Consider the following 16,041-nt stretch of genomic DNA (forward strand, 5'->3'; position numbering starts at 1 on the left):
TATTTTTAAACAAAAAGCTAAAAGCCGATACCTTATAGGGCATTTAATTCTTCTGCCAAAAATAAACTCTTCAGTGCTTTGTATTAAAAAAAATAAACTTAAGCGCTTTCAGCAACATATAACTTAGACAAAGTCGTACCAGTTAAAATGAAATCCTTTTCAATCACAAAATGAAGATAAATACTTGATATAGCACTCACTTTGCTCATTTTTGCGACTATTTTTTACTCGACTAGATTAAGGTCGCGCAAGAAATGACCACCAAGAGTCATTTTATGTTGGCTAACACGTCGATAAGCCTAAAGGGCTATCGCAAACAAACATTCGAATAAGGAAATGACATGAACAAGGTAGTATTACTTGGTTTGTTAACGGCCTCGCTTTCTGCGCAAGCAGAATGGGAATTCCGTGGCACACCAAATGGTTGGCAAACCACTGCCATGGAACAGGTAAGCAGTACCCAGTTTCAAACCTGCCAAACTTTTGGAAACGATGACCCACGTTTTAAAATAGACCGCTGGGGAGATTGGCAAGAAGCCTACCCTAATGCAGACTACCGCGTATCGGCCGGTAGCCAGCAAATTACCTTTTACAGCGATAGCAAAAACATCGACGTAGTATCGGTAGCCAGCTGTAATAGCAACCAAGCGCCTACTGCGGTTATCTCGCCCGCTAATGCGCAAACTGTAGATGCTGGTACTAGTATCACATTCTCAGGCAACGGCTCTAGTGACCCAGACGGCAGTATTGCTAGCTACGCATGGAGCACCGGTGAAACCACTGAATCAATCAGTGTAACCTTCAGCCAAGATCAAACTATCACTTTGCAAGTGACAGATGATCAAGGCGCAGTAAGTAATACCGCCAGCGTAGACATTACCATTGCCGGTGCAGAGCCAGCAGTATGGTGTTTCCGTGGTACCGCAAACGGTTGGGGCCAAACGCCACTAGTACGTAACGCGGCAAGCGGCCTTTACGAATTAACCCAAGCCTTTGCTGGTGAAGAAAGCCCAGCACGCTTTAAAGTAGCGGCTTGTTCAGATAACGGTAGCTGGGGCGAAAACTACCCTAACCAAGATTTCCAAGTGCTTGATAACACCAACTACAACATTAGTTTCAACGCGTCTAGCAAAGAAATTACTGCTGAAGAAGTGATTATTGCCACTAAACCTGAGTTAGCGATTAACCCAGGCAGCAGCGACTTTAGCACCGACACCCTAGCGGTAACCTTGAGCTACAAAGGTGAAAACATCACTTCTAGTAGCTACATGTTAAGCACCACTGGCGGCACTCAAGGCATCGACTTTAGTAACGACGACATCATAAACATTGGTGGTGAACTAGCCATTGGTGAGTCTGTTGAGTTACAGGTTTATGTAGCTAACCCTCAAGGCTCGGTTATTCAAACTTTCACTTACAACAAAATTGCCGTTCCAGAAACTGGCTTTATTGTTTACTTGAATGCTCCAGCCGATTGGACCCCGTCTATTCATCACTGGGATGCTCTTCCTGCTGGTTCTACACCAGATACAGGTTGGCCTGGCGATAACATGGCAGACCTTGGTGAAAACTGGTTTGAGTACAAGTTTACCAACAGTGATTCAAGCAAGCTTATCTTTAGTAACCAAGGCAACAGCCAAACCGAAGACTTGTTCCGCGACAAGAATGGTTGTTACACCATTAGCACTCAAAGCTGGACAGATACTTGTGACATACCATCAAACGATGCAAAAGTGAGTATCGACCCTGCGGTAAGTACCTTCTGGACTAACGAAGTAAGCATTACTTTAAACGCTACTGGCGATGACGTTACTGGCGGTTTATATACAACCGACGGCAGTGACCCAGTAAACGGCACAGCATTTACTAGCGGCGCAACAATTTCGGTAGGTAGCAACCTAGCAATAGGTGAGTCTCTACAAGTATGTTTGTATGCAGAAAACACCAGCAGCAATGCTAACCAGTGTTTCACCATCACTAAAGTTGAGCAGCCTACGGCTTCTGACTTTACTTGGGATAATGCCAACGTTTACTTTGTAATTACCGACCGTTTCAATGACGGTAATTCAAGCAACAACAACTCTTACGGTCGTCCAAGTGTTGATGCAACCGGTAAAAATATTGGTACTTTCCACGGTGGTGACATTGCAGGTTTAACCGCTAAATTAAATGAAGGTTACTTCACTGATTTAGGTATTAATGCCATTTGGTTAACCGCACCTTACGAACAAGCCCATGGCTTTGTAGGTGGCGGTAACGATGGTGATTTTGCTCACTACGCTTACCACGGTTACTACGTACAAGATTACACTAACCTAGACGCTAACATGGGTACGCCTGCAGAGTTTAAAGCCTTTGTAGACAAAGCGCATAGCCAAGGTATTCGTGTAGTCATGGATGTGGTGATGAACCACGCTGGTTACAACACCCTAAAAGACATGGACGAGTTCAGCTATGGTTCTGACACTGCGGGTCCTAATTGGACACCAAGTGCAGGCCAAAACTGGTTTGGTTACCATGACTTTATCAACTATGACGGTGATGAAAACCTATGGTTGAAATGGTGGGGTAAAGATTGGGTACGCGTTGGTTTACCTGGTTACGACCCTTGTGGTAACGACGACTTAACTAAATGTTTGGCTTTCTTGCCAGACTTTAAAACTGAGTCAACTCAACAAGTGGGTATTCCACCGTTCTTAGCCAACAAGTCTACTTTTGGTCAAGCTTACTTGAGCGATTACCAAGCACAAGGCAACAAACGTGTACGTGATTGGATCACTGAGTGGCTAGTACAATACGTGAAAGACTACGGTATTGATGGCTTCCGTGTTGATACTGCAAAACACGTGACTAACGATAACTGGGCATATTTAATTAGTGAGTCTAAATCAGCCTTAAGTGAATGGCGTCAAAACAATCCAAGTGCGCCAGGCGCAGATTGGAACGACGAGTTCTGGGCAACGGCAGAAGTATTTGGCCACGGCCTTGGACAATCTGATTACCATACTCAAGGTGGTTTTGATTCGGTAATTAACTTCAGCTTCAAAGGTGCGATTGATGGCATGGTAAGCAGTGCCGACACCATGTTGAGCGTATTTGCTAGCTACGCAAGCCAAGTAAATGCTTCTACCGACTGGAACTCACTAAGCTATATTTCTAGCCATGATACTGGTGCAGTATTCTACAACGGTGACGATACTCGTCAAAAACGAGCTGGTACCGCATTGCTGTTGTTACCAGGTGGCGTGCAAGTGTTCTACGGTGATGAGCTAGGTCGCGTAAATGGCGACGGTGGTTCTGATGCAGACCAAGGTAGCCGTTCAAGTGTAGATTGGAGTAAGTCTGGCAACAGCGTTCACCAACACTGGCAAAAAGTGGGTCAATTCCGTCGTGATAACCCAGCGGTAGGTGCTGGTCAACACATCAACCTAAGCGGCCAATCTAGCGGTAAAGCGTTTGCCCGTACTTGGACCAACCCAATCTCCGGCGTTAGCAATAATGTAGTCGTGGTTGTAGATGGTTCAGGCCAAGTAAACATCAATGTAGATAGCTACTTTGATGACGGCACTAGCGTGCGCAATGCTTACGATGGCACCATCGCTACAGTAAATGCAGGCAGCGTAAGCTTCTCTGCGGGTAGCGAAGGGTTAATTTTGCTCGAAGCGCTATAGTCCAACAGCCTTTACTTTAAAAGTTTGCCGCTCAAGCGATTGAGCGGCTTTTTTGTGTCTAGGCTAACAAGGCCCAATCAATGGTGATTATTGGCCGTTCTCAAACCAATGAATGTTCCACCCACTGGAGCTGCTAATTTGGAATATCAACACTGCTATAAACCCTCGAACCTCCTGCTTTCTCAATTTGTACCTTGGCGTCGCTAGGACTTGCGACTCAATAAAATCGTGGATTATGGACTTAAAGAACCATAATGAATGGAGAGAACAGGTCTTTTTCTCAGCATGGCAAGCTCGTAAACTGCGCTCATTGAAATTAATCTCTGAGGAAATACCTAATGTCTCATCCAATCATTAACGATCTAAACAGCCGTTACACTGCTAAAAAATACGATTCAACTAAACGTATTTCTGCAGACGATATGACGGTAATTAAACAAGCGATCCGCTTATCAGCCTCTTCGATTAATTCACAACCTTGGAAGTTCATTGTTATCGAAAGTGAGCAAGCTAAGCAGCGGTTTCACGATAGCTTTGCCAATATGCATCAGTTTAACCAACCGCACGCCAAAGAAGCCTCACACGTTATTTTGTTTGCACATAATCCTCACTTCAGCAAAGACGACTACCGTAAAGTCGTCGATGCAGAGGTAAGCTCAGGCCATTTGCCAGCAGAAATGTACGACAACATGCTAAACGGTGCATTTGGTTTTGTGGAGGCAAATACCGACGAAAGCGGCTTTAACGGCAACTGGACCAAAGCCCAGACCTACATAGCGGTAGGAAACACTTTACATGTACTTGCTCGTTTGGGCATAGCCTCCACACCGATGGAAGGCGTTGACTCAGCACTGCTTGGCGAAATATTTGAGCAAGAGCTTAATGGCTATGTATGTGATTTTGCTTTAGCCATTGGTTATCACTTAGATGGTGAAGACTTTAATTACGGCTTACCCAAAGCTCGCCTTGCGGAAGAAGACATTATTACTGTTTTATAAGCGCCAAAACACTCAAAAAGCTGGCTGCATTGCCAGCTTTTGTGTTTCTTTCCCCGCACTTTTCACTCGATATAAACCTTATCTGCTCACAAGAACTTGTGTTTCATTTGACACCAGCCTAGCTAGCCAACTACATTTGCACACAGCAACGACTCAGTAGCTAGCGTAAGCCGCTAAACTGTAGTTTTATTCATCATATTTAGGAGATTTTTCATGCCAAGAGCAAGTGCACGCCACATCTTAGTAGACACAGAGCAACAATGTTTAGATCTAAAAAAGCAAATTGAAGGTGGAGCAGCATTTACCGATATCGCCAAGCAACATTCAAGCTGCCCATCTGGCGCCAATGGCGGAGAGTTAGGCGAGTTTAACAAAGGCGATATGGTGCCAGAGTTTGATACCGTGGTATTTAACGAAGCATTAAACACCGTGCACGGCCCAGTGAAAACTCAATTTGGTTATCACTTATTAGAAGTAACTAGCCGTAGCTAGCCTGCTTGAATCAAGTGTTGCTTGGCAGCACTTGATTCATTTCCAACCTTGTCGCCACACGCTAAGATCTTTTAACTCTCGCCAATCCAGCTCAAAATCTTGCTTGTTATAAACAGCCTGAATCACGCAACGCTGTACAACTTGAAACTCATCAAGCTCCAATTCCGTTACCATAAAATGCTTCATCTTGTTTATAACTTCACATTTGGTCCACTTACTATGCAGTAAGCGCTTGGGGTTTATTTGATTTTTCATAAGATTGATTCTTACTCTAAGGCCAGCAAAAAAGCCTGCGGTGTCTACTAAAGCTAACTCTTAAGCCCTACAAAGCGATCACTCTTTCACTAAAATAGTGACTCAATAAAGCCCTGCTACGAATCCACCATTTGCTGGTATACTTAAGCCAGTGAAGTTTTATAGCGAGAAGCAATGATGTTAGATAACCTAAGTATCCCTGAAGGGATCGAAAAAGAGCCTGAGCTACCCGTTCCATCGATGGAAGATCAAAAAAAGATCGTAGCAGAATTAAAACGTTTGGAAGAAGCGGGCGAATTAACACCAGAGATCTTAGAAGAGTTTATGACAGGTAAACGTAAGCCTGAATAAACCAACAGCCCAAATTACCGTAAAAAAGCAAACCAAACAGGTTTGCTTTTTTGTTTAAGCTTTATTTCTCGCAAACCAACTGTATGCTGCTTTTTTTATAACTCAATGCAAAACCTAAACGGCCTTTCTTAGAACCACAGATTAATTGGCTAAAGGTTTTACCACTGTTGCTATCCCAACTGGCTTTTTGGTCTCCTTGCTTAGCGACTCTTTACCTAGCCAACTTAAGCGAGTTATTTTCCTTCATGCTTCTCAAATACAGCATCAAAGCCTCAATATTTATCAGGTAAGTGGCTAAACTATAAACTGATGGTCAGGGGCATTATTGCGTTGTTTTTTTGTGTCTTAGCTTACTAAGCATCTCAGCTGCAATTTTTAGTGGGCTTACTAGGTCTTAGTTCTCGGAGAATAAACTCAATTTACCCATTCATCATTCACGACTAAGTGGCAAAGGATGCCGATGAACAAATACTGTTTTACCCTACTTTTTGCACTTCCTTGCATGTTAAGCCAAGCGGCAGAAACTTTTGATTATGCAGTACAGGTGAATAGTCCAGAAAACAGTCCAGTACAAGACGTGGTGGTTTACCTTACGCCAATAGGTCACCAACTCCCACACATCAACCAAGCAGCAGTCACCATTGGCCAACGCGACAAAGCCTTCGTTCCCTACATTAGCGTGGCGCAACGTGGCAGTAAGGTTGATTTTAATAACGATGACAATATTACTCACCACATATATTCGGCAGTGGGAGAAAACAAATTTTCATTTCAAATTAAGGCTGGTGAGCAACACAGTAAAACCGATTTTAATCACAGCGGCGTAGTGCCTATGGGTTGTAACATTCATGATTGGATGGGCGCTTACTTGCTGCTGGTTGATACGCCTTTATTTAATAAAACAGACTCACAAGGCCGGGCTAACTTTGAACAAGTAAGCGCAGGGGACTACCAGTTTACTGTATGGCACCCCGAGCTAAAAACGGCAGACAAGCAAATTAGCCAAACCATTAGTATTCATCAAACAGGCACTCACGCATTAAACTTGCCCCATGCCTTGGAAGCTGAATTTGAACAACAAAATCCGGATGATTTTGATTTCCTCTCAGACTACTAATTGGCAGGAGCGCCGATGAAAAGTATTAAAACCAAAATTCTGCTGTTGTTTGTTTCACTGCTACTTTTGCTACAAACGATTTCATTTTGGTCTACTTACGACTCCTTGCGCACAAAAGAACGCATAGCCATCGACTCGCAATTGAGTAAAGCCAAGGCCTTGTTTGATAGTGAGTTTAATCGGCGCGAATTTTACCTCACCAGCTTTGCAGAAACGGTGACCAACGACTACGGCTTAAAAAGTGTGTTTGGCGAAGACCAGCGCAGTGTAGCCATTGCCTTACTTAACCACGGTAAACGCATCAACGCCGACTTAGCCATGGTAGTAACTCCTTCAGGCATAATTGAGCTGCAATTGGTCAATAGTTATCAACACAATCAGAGCAAAAAAGTGGTGCGTGGCGCTCAGCAAGGCCAAGCTTTTGGGTTTATGCCAGCCTTAACACAAGGCCAGTTACCTCCTTATTATGTAATTGACGAACAGCTTTATCAGCTACACCTTTCTCCCTTAAAAAGTGGCCCTGCTATTATTGGCTGGGCAGGTTTTGGTTACGAAATATCTACCCCTTTAGCCGAGAGCTTCTTAACGCTAACGGGCTTGCAGGCCGATTTAATTTTGGAGCAACAAAACCGTTGGTCTTTGTTGGGCTCGAGTAACCCGCTTGCAAATATTACCAGTGCTAAAGCCCTAATAAATCCTACTTCCAGCGATGTTATTTCATTAAAGCAGCAATATAGCGCTGCGGGTGGCGCTAACTTTTATGTGCTGTTGCACAGCTCTCGTGACAACCTTGTGGCGGTGATTCAGCAAAGCTGGTTACAAATTTTACTCATCACCATACTCACCCTCATCATTTCAATGGTCGCGGCATATTTAATTGCTGATGACATCACTAGGCCTATCAAGTTATTGGTTAAACAAGCTAAACGCCTCGCGGCAGGTGAATACCAAAAGCCGGTGTCAGTTAACGATAAAACCGAACTAGGCCAGTTAGCCAGCGAATTTAATAGCATGCAAGAGAAGGTGCTAAATCGTGAACAAGCGATTAAACACCGGCTACAACACGACCCTCTTACCGAACTGCCTAATCGCCACTGGCTAGCCAGTAAACTGCAAAATTTAACCGAACAAAATAGCGCCCCTTTTGCGCTATTTCATCTCAATATCTGTCGCTTGAAAGAGGTGAACGATACCCTAGGCCATACAGCTGGAGACCAGCTGATAAAAGAAGCTGGCAAGCGCTTAACGGCTTTACAGAGCGAGCATTTTTTGTGTCACATTGGCGCCGATGAATTTGTATTAGTATTGCCTAACATTACTCGAGACACTGCCCGTGATGAACTCAATAATATTGCTATGCAAATGCATGAGGGCTGCAACTACCAAGACATGCATTTACAGCTACAAATTCGCGTGGGGGTAGCACTGTATCCTGAGCACAGTCAAGATCCACAAATACTGGTTCAAAAGGCCGACGCCGCCTTAAATCATTGCCGCGAGTCTCGCAGCCACTGTTATATTTACGACCCGAGTACTGATACCAATACAGTTGAACGTTTAAGCCTAATTAACGACTTAAAAAAGGCGATTCAAAGCAATCAGCTCATCTTGCATTACCAACCCAAGTTCAGCTTTGCCGCAAATAAGATTACCCATGTAGAAGCCTTAGTGCGCTGGCAACACCCAGAGTTGGGAATGATTCCTCCCGATTCGTTCATTGAAATTGCCGAACATACCGGACAAATAAACCCACTCACTCGCTGGGTATTTTTAGAGGCCTTATCACAAAGTTTGGCCTGGAAAGTACAAGGTATCGACATCAACATTGCGATTAATATTTCAGGTGAAAACCTTAAAGATGAGAGCTTTTATAGCTTCATTTGCCAGAATATTGAAAGCAAACAGCTACGCGCTGAATCGTTCACCTTAGAGGTCACTGAAAGTGCCTTGGTCGACGACCCTGAAACCGCAATTGCCTTATTGGCCCGATTCAAAGAGCGCGGTTTTAAACTTTCTATTGACGATTATGGCACTGGTTATTCATCGCTTGCACAGCTAAAACGCTTGCCGGTTCATGAACTCAAAATAGATAAATCTTTCGTCCAAAAATTGGCGATTGACGCCGATGATGCAATTATAGTGAAATCGACCATTGAACTGGCTCATAACATGGGGTTAAGCGTAGTAGCAGAAGGGATAGAAGATTTAGCCAGCCTGCGCTGGTTAGAAAAAGCCAACTGTAACTTAGCGCAAGGTTATTTTATTAGTCGCCCAAAACCAGCCAACGAATTGTACCAATTACTCGCTCAGGAGAGCATAGAGTTTGCCAACTAAGGGATTACTACGCGGCGCTATTGCACTGCTGGCAGTAACGCTACAACAAGCCACCATGGCCACCGAGTTTACTGCCAATGGCATACTCGACTTACGTGCCAGCCAGGTAAACAGTACCGATAGCTACCTAAAAGGTGGCTTTGGTAAGTTTGCTTATTCAAACGGCAGTCATTTGTCTATTGCCCAAGCAGGCTTAGATTTAGGCGCGCACTGGGACAATGGCTTTGCGGCAAAACTGGTGTTAAATGGCTGGTTAGATAACGAAGATAGCGCGCTAGGTTTTAGCGAAGCCTTTGCTAGCTACAAAGGCCTGCCCTCAGAAAATGGCCTGCGCTGGTCCTCTCGTTTAGGCATTATGTACCCCAGTATTTCCTTAGAAAACACCGCTACCGCATGGGCCACACCTTATACTTTAAATGCCTCTAGTTTAAATACTTGGGTGGGTGAAGAGATCCGCACCACCGGCATAGAAGCTAAATTAGAGCGAATAGGTAAGTTTTCAGGCTCAAGCCACAATGTATCCCTAAGCGCCATGCTATTTGTAAACAATGATCCCGCAGGCGCATTACTGGCTTGGCATGGCTGGACAAGCAGTTCTAGACAAACCCTTTATGGGGAAACACGGTCTTTCCCAGAGCTAAAACAGCCCGCACTATCAGATCAGTCACAACGTTCAAATCCGTTTAAAGAGATAGACCACCGACCGGGTTATCACACAAATCTGGATTGGAGCATTCATCGCACTGCTTTATTTCGCCTAGGTTATTACGACAACATGGCCAAACCCTACTTAATTGACGATGGCGATTATGCATGGCGAACCCAGTTTGCTCACTTAGGTGGAAAATGGCGCTTTGCCAAACAATGGCAACTTGTTTGGCAATATATGAATGGATCTACTTTGATGCAGTCACCCGATCGAGTAGACGCAGTAAATATGGACTTTGCTAACGGCTTTGCCTTGCTCACCCGCAGCTTCAATAAAAAACACCGAGTTAGTGTTCGCGCCGAGGCCTTTAAGAATACCGACCTAGACAATACCCCACTCGATAACAACAACGAACGCGGCAAAGGGTTTACCTGCGCCTATCAATACCGCGTAAACAAAAACTGGTTTTTAGCTGGCGAGTATCAATGGTTATCTAGCCAGCGACCGCAACGGGTTTTGCATGGCTTAGATGAAAACAGTAATGAGCAGCTGTTTCAGCTAGCCGCTCGATATTTCTTTAGTGCCCTTTAAGCGCTTAACTTACAACGAAGAAGTATGTTTTTTACTGACATTTAATGACAAAGCCTTAAGCATACTGACACTCTACACACTGAGATAAATTGCTAACCCTCTATCATGTGATGAATCGCGTTACTGCATTTAAGGACCCCACATGAATGGAATTCTCCGCCTAGCGTCTGTTAGCTTAATCATACTTACTAGCCTTGGTTTAACCGCCTGCAATACCAGCGATAGACTACTCGATCATGTAGATAAACCACGAACAGCAAAAATTTCTTATATTAACGCCCAGCCCAATGCCACCGGTTTTTATCTTAAAAGTGTGGCTTATAGCAGTGATGTATTTGACTCGCGTTTTAGGGTAACCCAGTTAAACTCGGCTAGCGCCAGTAAAGACCTTACCCACCGCTGGATAGAGAGTAACAATGAAAACCAATTTGCCATTGAAAACAGCAATAGCCGCCTTGAACGAGTAAGAGAAAATAAGCGCTTAAATCACCGTGGCAGCTATTGGGCTGTAGCTTGGCACAATAACAATTTGCCACAATTATCCATATTCGAAAAATCGACTATCCATCAACAACACAACTATTATCTGCGAGTATTCAGTAACAGCCAGCAAGTGTTAAAAGACCAAAGTCGCGACATCAACTTGGCGACGACAGAAGTAGGGAAAGTCACCGACAGCTTTGCCTTTGCCCAATGTAACGACGCAATGTTGGGAGAATACACCTTAGATCTTTGCGCTATTGGTGAGCTGGGCGGTGCATATTTAGTGGTAGCCAATGGCAGCATCGTGATTGTGGAAGAGCCTCAACCCTAAAGCCACTCTCTGTATTTGTTTTTTAGCATAGCGGCTTAAGGGTTTACCCCAGTAACAATCTTCATGTAAACGGGCCAATCAGTACTTATCGCTATGCAGCTAATCTCTTAACGAGTGTCTCGATTATCAAAATTTAATTGAAAGTGATTTAACTACCACCCTGTTTTTCCAACTGCTAGAGTCTACTACACTGAGTGAATCTACATTTTCGCCCTTAATGGAGTAATCAATGAAAGCCGTAGCCTATCAGCAAGCCCTAGCAATTAACGAAGCCTTATCTTTACAAGACATAGAGTTAGACAAGCCCACGGCCAGCGGGAAAGACCTACTGATCAAAGTAGCCGCCGTGTCGGTTAACCCTGTTGATACCAAAATCCGCGCCAATGTCTCTGCCGAGACAGGCCAATGGAAAGTGATTGGTTGGGATGCTGTTGGCACCGTAGAGCAAGTTGGTGACAAAGCCAGCCTATTCAAGGTGGGTGACAAAGTATGGTATGCCGGCGATTTAACCCGCTCAGGCAGTAATGCGGAATACCAATTGGTTGACGAGCGCATTGTAAGCTTAGCCCCTACCAGTATTCCTGACGCAAACGCCGCTGCCCTGCCGCTTACCGCCATTACTGCCTGGGAAATGTTGTTCGACCGTTTAGTAGTAAGCCGTGACCAACACAAATCCATTTTAATTATTGGTGCAGCCGGTGGTGTCGGCTCCATTATGGTTCAACTGGTTAAACAGCTCACCAAACTTAAGGTTATTGCTACCGCCTCTCGACCGGAAACCCAGGCTTGGTTAAAAGAGCTAGGCGCTGACCAAATCATTAACCATCGCAATCCGCTCAGTGAAGAACTGAAACAAGCCAACAACATTGATTATGTAGTGAGCTTAAACAACACCGATGAACACCTAGCAGAGATTATGAAAGTGATTAAACCACAAGGTAAGTTTGGTTTAATCGACGATCCAAGCAGCTTAGACGTGAAGCTACTTAAGCCTAAAAGCATTTCTCTACATTGGGAGTTCATGTACACCCGCTCAATGTTTGAAACAGAAGATATGATCAAACAACATCAGCTTCTAGGTGAAATAGCACAACTGATTGACCAAGGTAAAATCAAAAGCACTTTAGGTGACCACTTTGGCCAAATAAATGCCGATAACCTAAAGCAAGCGCATGCCTTTATTGAGTCCCAAAAGGCCAAAGGTAAAATTGTGTTAGAAGGTTTTTAAGCGCTGTTTAAACTATTTATTGACAGCAGCCAAGCTAGAATTACCCGTGTAATTTAGCTTGGTTAACTGCCAAATAAGCTCCCTATTTGGCCTTACAACTTCATACCTGCAATCAACAATCAAATGACTACTGTTACATAATCAAAATATGATTTTAAACAATTAATATATAAAACAAACATTTATAGTAAAGCTCTTAGGCTTAGCCAATTGGTATAGGAGGCTTTCCTAAGCTCGACTCAGGCTTACGTGCAAAGAGATTAAAATGAAGAAACTGATACTATGGATGGTAGTTGGATTTGCGGCTTGGAATATTTACACACAACAACAGGTACCTGTAATCACCAATGCTGATTTAGTACTGTTAGATGCTCCAATAAAAAAAGCCTCAAAGCTGCAATCAATAATCACACAACAGTACACTTGTGATGGTAGGCAACACTGTAGCCAAATGTCTTCCTGTGCAGAAGCAACCTTCTTCATTAACAACTGCCCTAATACAAAAATGGACGGTGACAATGATGGAATACCTTGCGAGCGTCAGCATTGTAATTAACATCGTATTAGGTATTAATAAGTTAATCTCTTAACCTATTTACACTTCTTTACCTGCGCTTTACGTAACTAAAAATTGGCTTGTTTATACTTTCTCTATGGGATAAGTAAGGCCAAATCATGAGTAAAACAACCGCATCAATTTCACTGTTCATAGCACTACTAAGCCTTTTGTGGCTTCAAGCAGAGCCCAATTTACTGTCCTTTGAAAACTTCTTTCAATGGCGTTCTGCGCTCATTCAATATAGTGGAATGCTAGCGGTAGGTTTGATGAGTTTAACCATGTTACTGGCTTTGCGCTTGCCCTTTATTGAGCAACTCACCAAAGGTTTAGATAAGTCTTACCGCTTACACAAATACCTTGGCATAGCAGCAGTGGTTACGGGAGCTGTACATTGGCTGTTAGCCATCATCCCTAAGCAACTGGTAAGAGCCGGAGTGTTAGATAAACCCGTAAGAGGCAGCGGACCGAATAATCCTGACTCTTTGTACGCGCTAGTCAAACCATTAAGAGAGCTAGCCGAGCATGTTGGTGAATGGGCTTTTTATGGCATTGTTGTGTTGGTAATAGTGGCTCTATTGGGAGTTATTCGCTACAAAGGCTTTCGCTTTTCTCACAAACTGATGTCGGTAGCCTTTTTAGTCATCGCCTTTCACTCGGCAGTATTAATCAAACACAGTTACTGGCCTTACCCAATCACTTACGTTTGCCTAGCGCTGATTTGGGTGGGCAGCGTAGCAGCAATCTACAGCCTGTTAGGGCGTATAGGTAAAACCAAACAACACACCGCCAAAGTGGCTAACTTTAGGCTCTTACCCAAAGACAAAGTGCTAGATTTGCGCTTAAGTGTTCCCAGCTGGCATGGCCACAATAGTGGGCAATTTGCTTTTGTTGGTTTTCCTGGTGAAGAGCCCCACCCTTTTACCATTGCCTCTACGCACACTGGAACTGGTCAATTACGATTTATGATCAAAGAGTTGGGTGACTTTACCGCTAATTTAAAAAGCCGCCTTAGCATTGGCCAAGAGCTAAAAATAGAAGGTCCCTATGGTAACTTTGATTTTAGTGACTCCGCGCCGCAACTATGGATAGCCGGCGGCATCGGCATTGCCGCTTTTACCGCTATTTTGCAACAGCGCCAAACCATGGATAAACCTCCTCTCGCTAAATTGTATTATTGCAGCGAAACCATAGAGGCGAAGTTTATCGAAGAGTTACAGCACTTAGCGAGCGGCGCTCAAGTAGATTTAAAGATTATCGATAACAGCAGCCAAGCATTCTTAAACGCTAACCAACTATTACGCGAAGTCGATGGTTTAATGCAACGAAGCATCTGGTTTTGTGGGCCAAGTAAGTTCTCACAGTGTTTACAAAATGATTTAGCCAAGCAAGGTTACAACCTCAATCAATTCCATAACGAGTTATTTGAAATGCGCTAGGGCCGAATAGGCGAAGAATAGTCATAAAAAACCGACTAATAAAAGTCGGTTTTTAACGATCCAGCTTAAGCATTTAGCGTGGTAACGTTGGCTCTCGCATCATGGAGCTTAAGCCCTACATGCAGCCACTTCCTTAACTCATACTTTAGGTACTTAAAACCAATACCCATATAAGTAACCCGCGCTAACGGCCATGCCCAAAATCACTACCAAAAACGCGGCAATCATTTGGTTTCTGAAAATAGATTTAAGCAAAATAACTTCGGTTAAGCTGGCACCTGCGCTACCAATAATCAAGGCCATTACCGCCCCTAAGCTCATTCCTTTAGCGGCTAATGCTGCACTTAAAGGAATAACCGCTTCAGCACGAATGTACAAAGGTATACCAATCACAGCCGCAACCGGTACTGCCAATGGGTTATCTTTACTAGCAAACTGCGCAATTAAATCGCTTGGCATAAAGCCGTAAATCAACGAGCCAATGGCAATACCGCCAATAAGGTAAGGCAATACCTTTTTAAAATCTTGCCAAGTGCTGTCCCACACTTTTAGCCATTTGCTGCGCTCAATCACTGGCTTACCTGAGCAAGAAGACCCACATTTTTTGGCTTCTGGCTCTAAATAAGACTCGGCTTTTACATATTTCTCAAAACCCATTTTTTCTAAGGTGTAGCCCGCCACTACAGAGACCCCCATCGCCATCACAAAGTAAAATACACTGACCTTCCAGCCAAAGGTCACTGCAAACAAACCGATAATAATCGGGTTAAGCAATGGGCTGGCAAACAAAAATACCATCATGGTGCCAAAACCCGCTTTAGCGCGCAGTAAGCCTTTTAAAAAAGGAATGGTAGAGCAAGAACAAAACGGTGTTATTGCCCCTAAAAAGCCAGCCACGATATAACCCGAACCATTTTTGGCACTGAGAATACTTTGAATTTTTTGTGGCGGAATATACAACTGCAACACCCCCACCAAGTAGCTAATGGCTAAAAAAAGCAAGGTTAGCTCTACCGCCAAAAAACCAAACATATTTAAGGCTTGCCAAGCCATATCACTATTTATGCTAAACATTACATTAATTCCAAATTTCTAGATTATTCGAAATATATACTCAAGCATTGACACAAACAAGTTATTTCTAATAATATCGAAATATAAATTTAACGGAGAAGCCCCATGAACACAGATAGCATTGCCAAAGCCCTAAAAGAACTCGGTCACCCTACTCGTTTAAGTATCTACCGAAGCGTAGTAAGAGCCGGTTATAGCGGTATTGCTGTAGGCGGCTTACAAGAAAAATTGGCGATTCCAGGATCAACGCTTTCTCATCATATTTCAAGCTTGGTATCAGCCGGTTTGTTAAGCCAACGACGCGAAGGTCGAACCTTATATTGCGTAGCCGAGTTTGAACAGCTGCAAACAGTGATTAGCTTTTTACAAGATGAATGCTGTGCCGATGAACAAACTAAAGCTTGCTAGCGAATAAGCGATTCCCGAGCACCCTCTGTACAAAAATCATTCAAAATATTTTTGCTAACTGTGA

The 16,041-nt window shown here is 43.7% G+C and carries 14 protein-coding genes; 12 read left to right on the forward strand and 2 right to left on the reverse strand.

Annotated elements, in window-relative coordinates; translation table 11 throughout:
- Positions 1 to 341 precede the first annotated feature (341 nt).
- The 3 genes from Q4549_RS04495 to Q4549_RS04505 all read left to right on the forward strand — a co-directional run bounded on the left by Q4549_RS04495 (position 342) and on the right by Q4549_RS04505 (position 5,161).
- Positions 342 to 3,671, forward strand: a complete 3,330-nt coding sequence (locus Q4549_RS04495; RefSeq protein ID WP_303549016.1) for an alpha-amylase family glycosyl hydrolase — start codon at positions 342 to 344, stop codon at positions 3,669 to 3,671.
- A 338-nt stretch (positions 3,672 to 4,009) separates the two neighbouring features.
- A complete protein-coding gene (locus tag Q4549_RS04500; RefSeq protein ID WP_303549013.1) occupies positions 4,010 to 4,669 on the forward strand; it encodes a nitroreductase family protein in 660 nt (219 codons plus the stop codon).
- Between the two features lie 213 nt (positions 4,670 to 4,882).
- Positions 4,883 to 5,161 (forward strand): peptidylprolyl isomerase, encoded by a 279-nt coding sequence (locus Q4549_RS04505; RefSeq protein ID WP_303509432.1) that lies wholly within the window; start codon positions 4,883 to 4,885, stop codon positions 5,159 to 5,161.
- A 36-nt stretch (positions 5,162 to 5,197) separates the two neighbouring features.
- Here Q4549_RS04505 and Q4549_RS04510 read toward each other — a convergent pair whose 3' ends face one another.
- Positions 5,198 to 5,416, reverse strand: coding sequence for a TIGR02450 family Trp-rich protein (locus Q4549_RS04510; protein ID WP_137672204.1), 219 nt, complete (start codon positions 5,414 to 5,416; stop codon positions 5,198 to 5,200).
- 174 nt (positions 5,417 to 5,590) lie between these two features.
- Between Q4549_RS04510 and Q4549_RS04515 the strand changes: the two genes are divergently transcribed.
- The 8 genes from Q4549_RS04515 to Q4549_RS04550 all read left to right on the forward strand — a co-directional run bounded on the left by Q4549_RS04515 (position 5,591) and on the right by Q4549_RS04550 (position 14,495).
- Positions 5,591 to 5,767 carry an ATPase gene (locus Q4549_RS04515; protein ID WP_303549010.1) on the forward strand — a complete coding sequence of 59 codons (177 nt, stop codon included), beginning with the start codon at positions 5,591 to 5,593 and terminating at the stop codon, positions 5,765 to 5,767.
- A gap of 460 nt (positions 5,768 to 6,227) precedes the next feature.
- Complete coding sequence (locus Q4549_RS04520) at positions 6,228 to 6,884, forward strand: hypothetical protein (RefSeq protein ID WP_303549008.1); 657 nt, start codon at positions 6,228 to 6,230, stop codon at positions 6,882 to 6,884.
- A 15-nt stretch (positions 6,885 to 6,899) separates the two neighbouring features.
- Positions 6,900 to 9,218, forward strand: coding sequence for an EAL domain-containing protein (locus Q4549_RS04525; RefSeq protein ID WP_303549006.1), 2,319 nt, complete (start codon positions 6,900 to 6,902; stop codon positions 9,216 to 9,218).
- A complete protein-coding gene (locus tag Q4549_RS04530) occupies positions 9,208 to 10,458 on the forward strand; it encodes an outer membrane beta-barrel protein (protein WP_303509416.1) in 1,251 nt (416 codons plus the stop codon). The genes Q4549_RS04525 and Q4549_RS04530 overlap by 11 nt, the downstream gene beginning before the upstream one ends.
- 142 nt (positions 10,459 to 10,600) lie before the next feature.
- Positions 10,601 to 11,272 carry a hypothetical protein gene (locus Q4549_RS04535; protein ID WP_303549003.1) on the forward strand — a complete coding sequence of 224 codons (672 nt, stop codon included), beginning with the start codon at positions 10,601 to 10,603 and terminating at the stop codon, positions 11,270 to 11,272.
- Positions 11,273 to 11,501: 229 nt separating this feature from the next.
- Positions 11,502 to 12,500 carry a zinc-binding alcohol dehydrogenase family protein gene (locus tag Q4549_RS04540; RefSeq protein ID WP_303549000.1) on the forward strand — a complete coding sequence of 333 codons (999 nt, stop codon included), beginning with the start codon at positions 11,502 to 11,504 and terminating at the stop codon, positions 12,498 to 12,500.
- Between the two features lie 265 nt (positions 12,501 to 12,765).
- Positions 12,766 to 13,056 carry an excalibur calcium-binding domain-containing protein gene (locus Q4549_RS04545; protein ID WP_303548998.1) on the forward strand — a complete coding sequence of 97 codons (291 nt, stop codon included), beginning with the start codon at positions 12,766 to 12,768 and terminating at the stop codon, positions 13,054 to 13,056.
- 119 nt (positions 13,057 to 13,175) lie between these two features.
- A complete protein-coding gene (locus Q4549_RS04550) occupies positions 13,176 to 14,495 on the forward strand; it encodes a ferric reductase-like transmembrane domain-containing protein (protein ID WP_303548996.1) in 1,320 nt (439 codons plus the stop codon).
- Between the two features lie 153 nt (positions 14,496 to 14,648).
- Here Q4549_RS04550 and Q4549_RS04555 read toward each other — a convergent pair whose 3' ends face one another.
- Positions 14,649 to 15,569, reverse strand: a complete 921-nt coding sequence (locus tag Q4549_RS04555) for a permease (RefSeq protein WP_303548993.1) — start codon at positions 15,567 to 15,569, stop codon at positions 14,649 to 14,651.
- 105 nt (positions 15,570 to 15,674) lie between these two features.
- Here Q4549_RS04555 and Q4549_RS04560 point away from each other — a divergent pair, with 105 nt between their 5' ends.
- Entirely contained in the window at positions 15,675 to 15,977 is a 303-nt protein-coding gene (locus Q4549_RS04560; protein WP_303548990.1) for a helix-turn-helix transcriptional regulator, read from the forward strand.
- Positions 15,978 to 16,041: the final 64 nt, after the last annotated feature.

The organism is Agarivorans sp. 2_MG-2023 (assembly GCF_030548085.1).
Taxonomy (GTDB): domain Bacteria; phylum Pseudomonadota; class Gammaproteobacteria; order Enterobacterales; family Celerinatantimonadaceae; genus Agarivorans.

Coding starts and splice junctions, on each gene's coding strand:
- Q4549_RS04495 (WP_303549016.1), top strand. CDS start 342: ATGAACAAGGTAGTATTACTTGGTTTGTTAACGGCCTCGCTTTCTGCG.
- Q4549_RS04500 (WP_303549013.1), top strand. CDS start 4,010: ATGTCTCATCCAATCATTAACGATCTAAACAGCCGTTACACTGCTAAA.
- Q4549_RS04505 (WP_303509432.1), top strand. CDS start 4,883: ATGCCAAGAGCAAGTGCACGCCACATCTTAGTAGACACAGAGCAACAA.
- Q4549_RS04510 (WP_137672204.1), bottom strand. CDS start 5,416: ATGAAAAATCAAATAAACCCCAAGCGCTTACTGCATAGTAAGTGGACC.
- Q4549_RS04515 (WP_303549010.1), top strand. CDS start 5,591: ATGATGTTAGATAACCTAAGTATCCCTGAAGGGATCGAAAAAGAGCCT.
- Q4549_RS04520 (WP_303549008.1), top strand. CDS start 6,228: ATGAACAAATACTGTTTTACCCTACTTTTTGCACTTCCTTGCATGTTA.
- Q4549_RS04525 (WP_303549006.1), top strand. CDS start 6,900: ATGAAAAGTATTAAAACCAAAATTCTGCTGTTGTTTGTTTCACTGCTA.
- Q4549_RS04535 (WP_303549003.1), top strand. CDS start 10,601: ATGAATGGAATTCTCCGCCTAGCGTCTGTTAGCTTAATCATACTTACT.
- Q4549_RS04540 (WP_303549000.1), top strand. CDS start 11,502: ATGAAAGCCGTAGCCTATCAGCAAGCCCTAGCAATTAACGAAGCCTTA.
- Q4549_RS04545 (WP_303548998.1), top strand. CDS start 12,766: ATGAAGAAACTGATACTATGGATGGTAGTTGGATTTGCGGCTTGGAAT.
- Q4549_RS04550 (WP_303548996.1), top strand. CDS start 13,176: ATGAGTAAAACAACCGCATCAATTTCACTGTTCATAGCACTACTAAGC.
- Q4549_RS04555 (WP_303548993.1), bottom strand. CDS start 15,569: ATGTTTAGCATAAATAGTGATATGGCTTGGCAAGCCTTAAATATGTTT.
- Q4549_RS04560 (WP_303548990.1), top strand. CDS start 15,675: ATGAACACAGATAGCATTGCCAAAGCCCTAAAAGAACTCGGTCACCCT.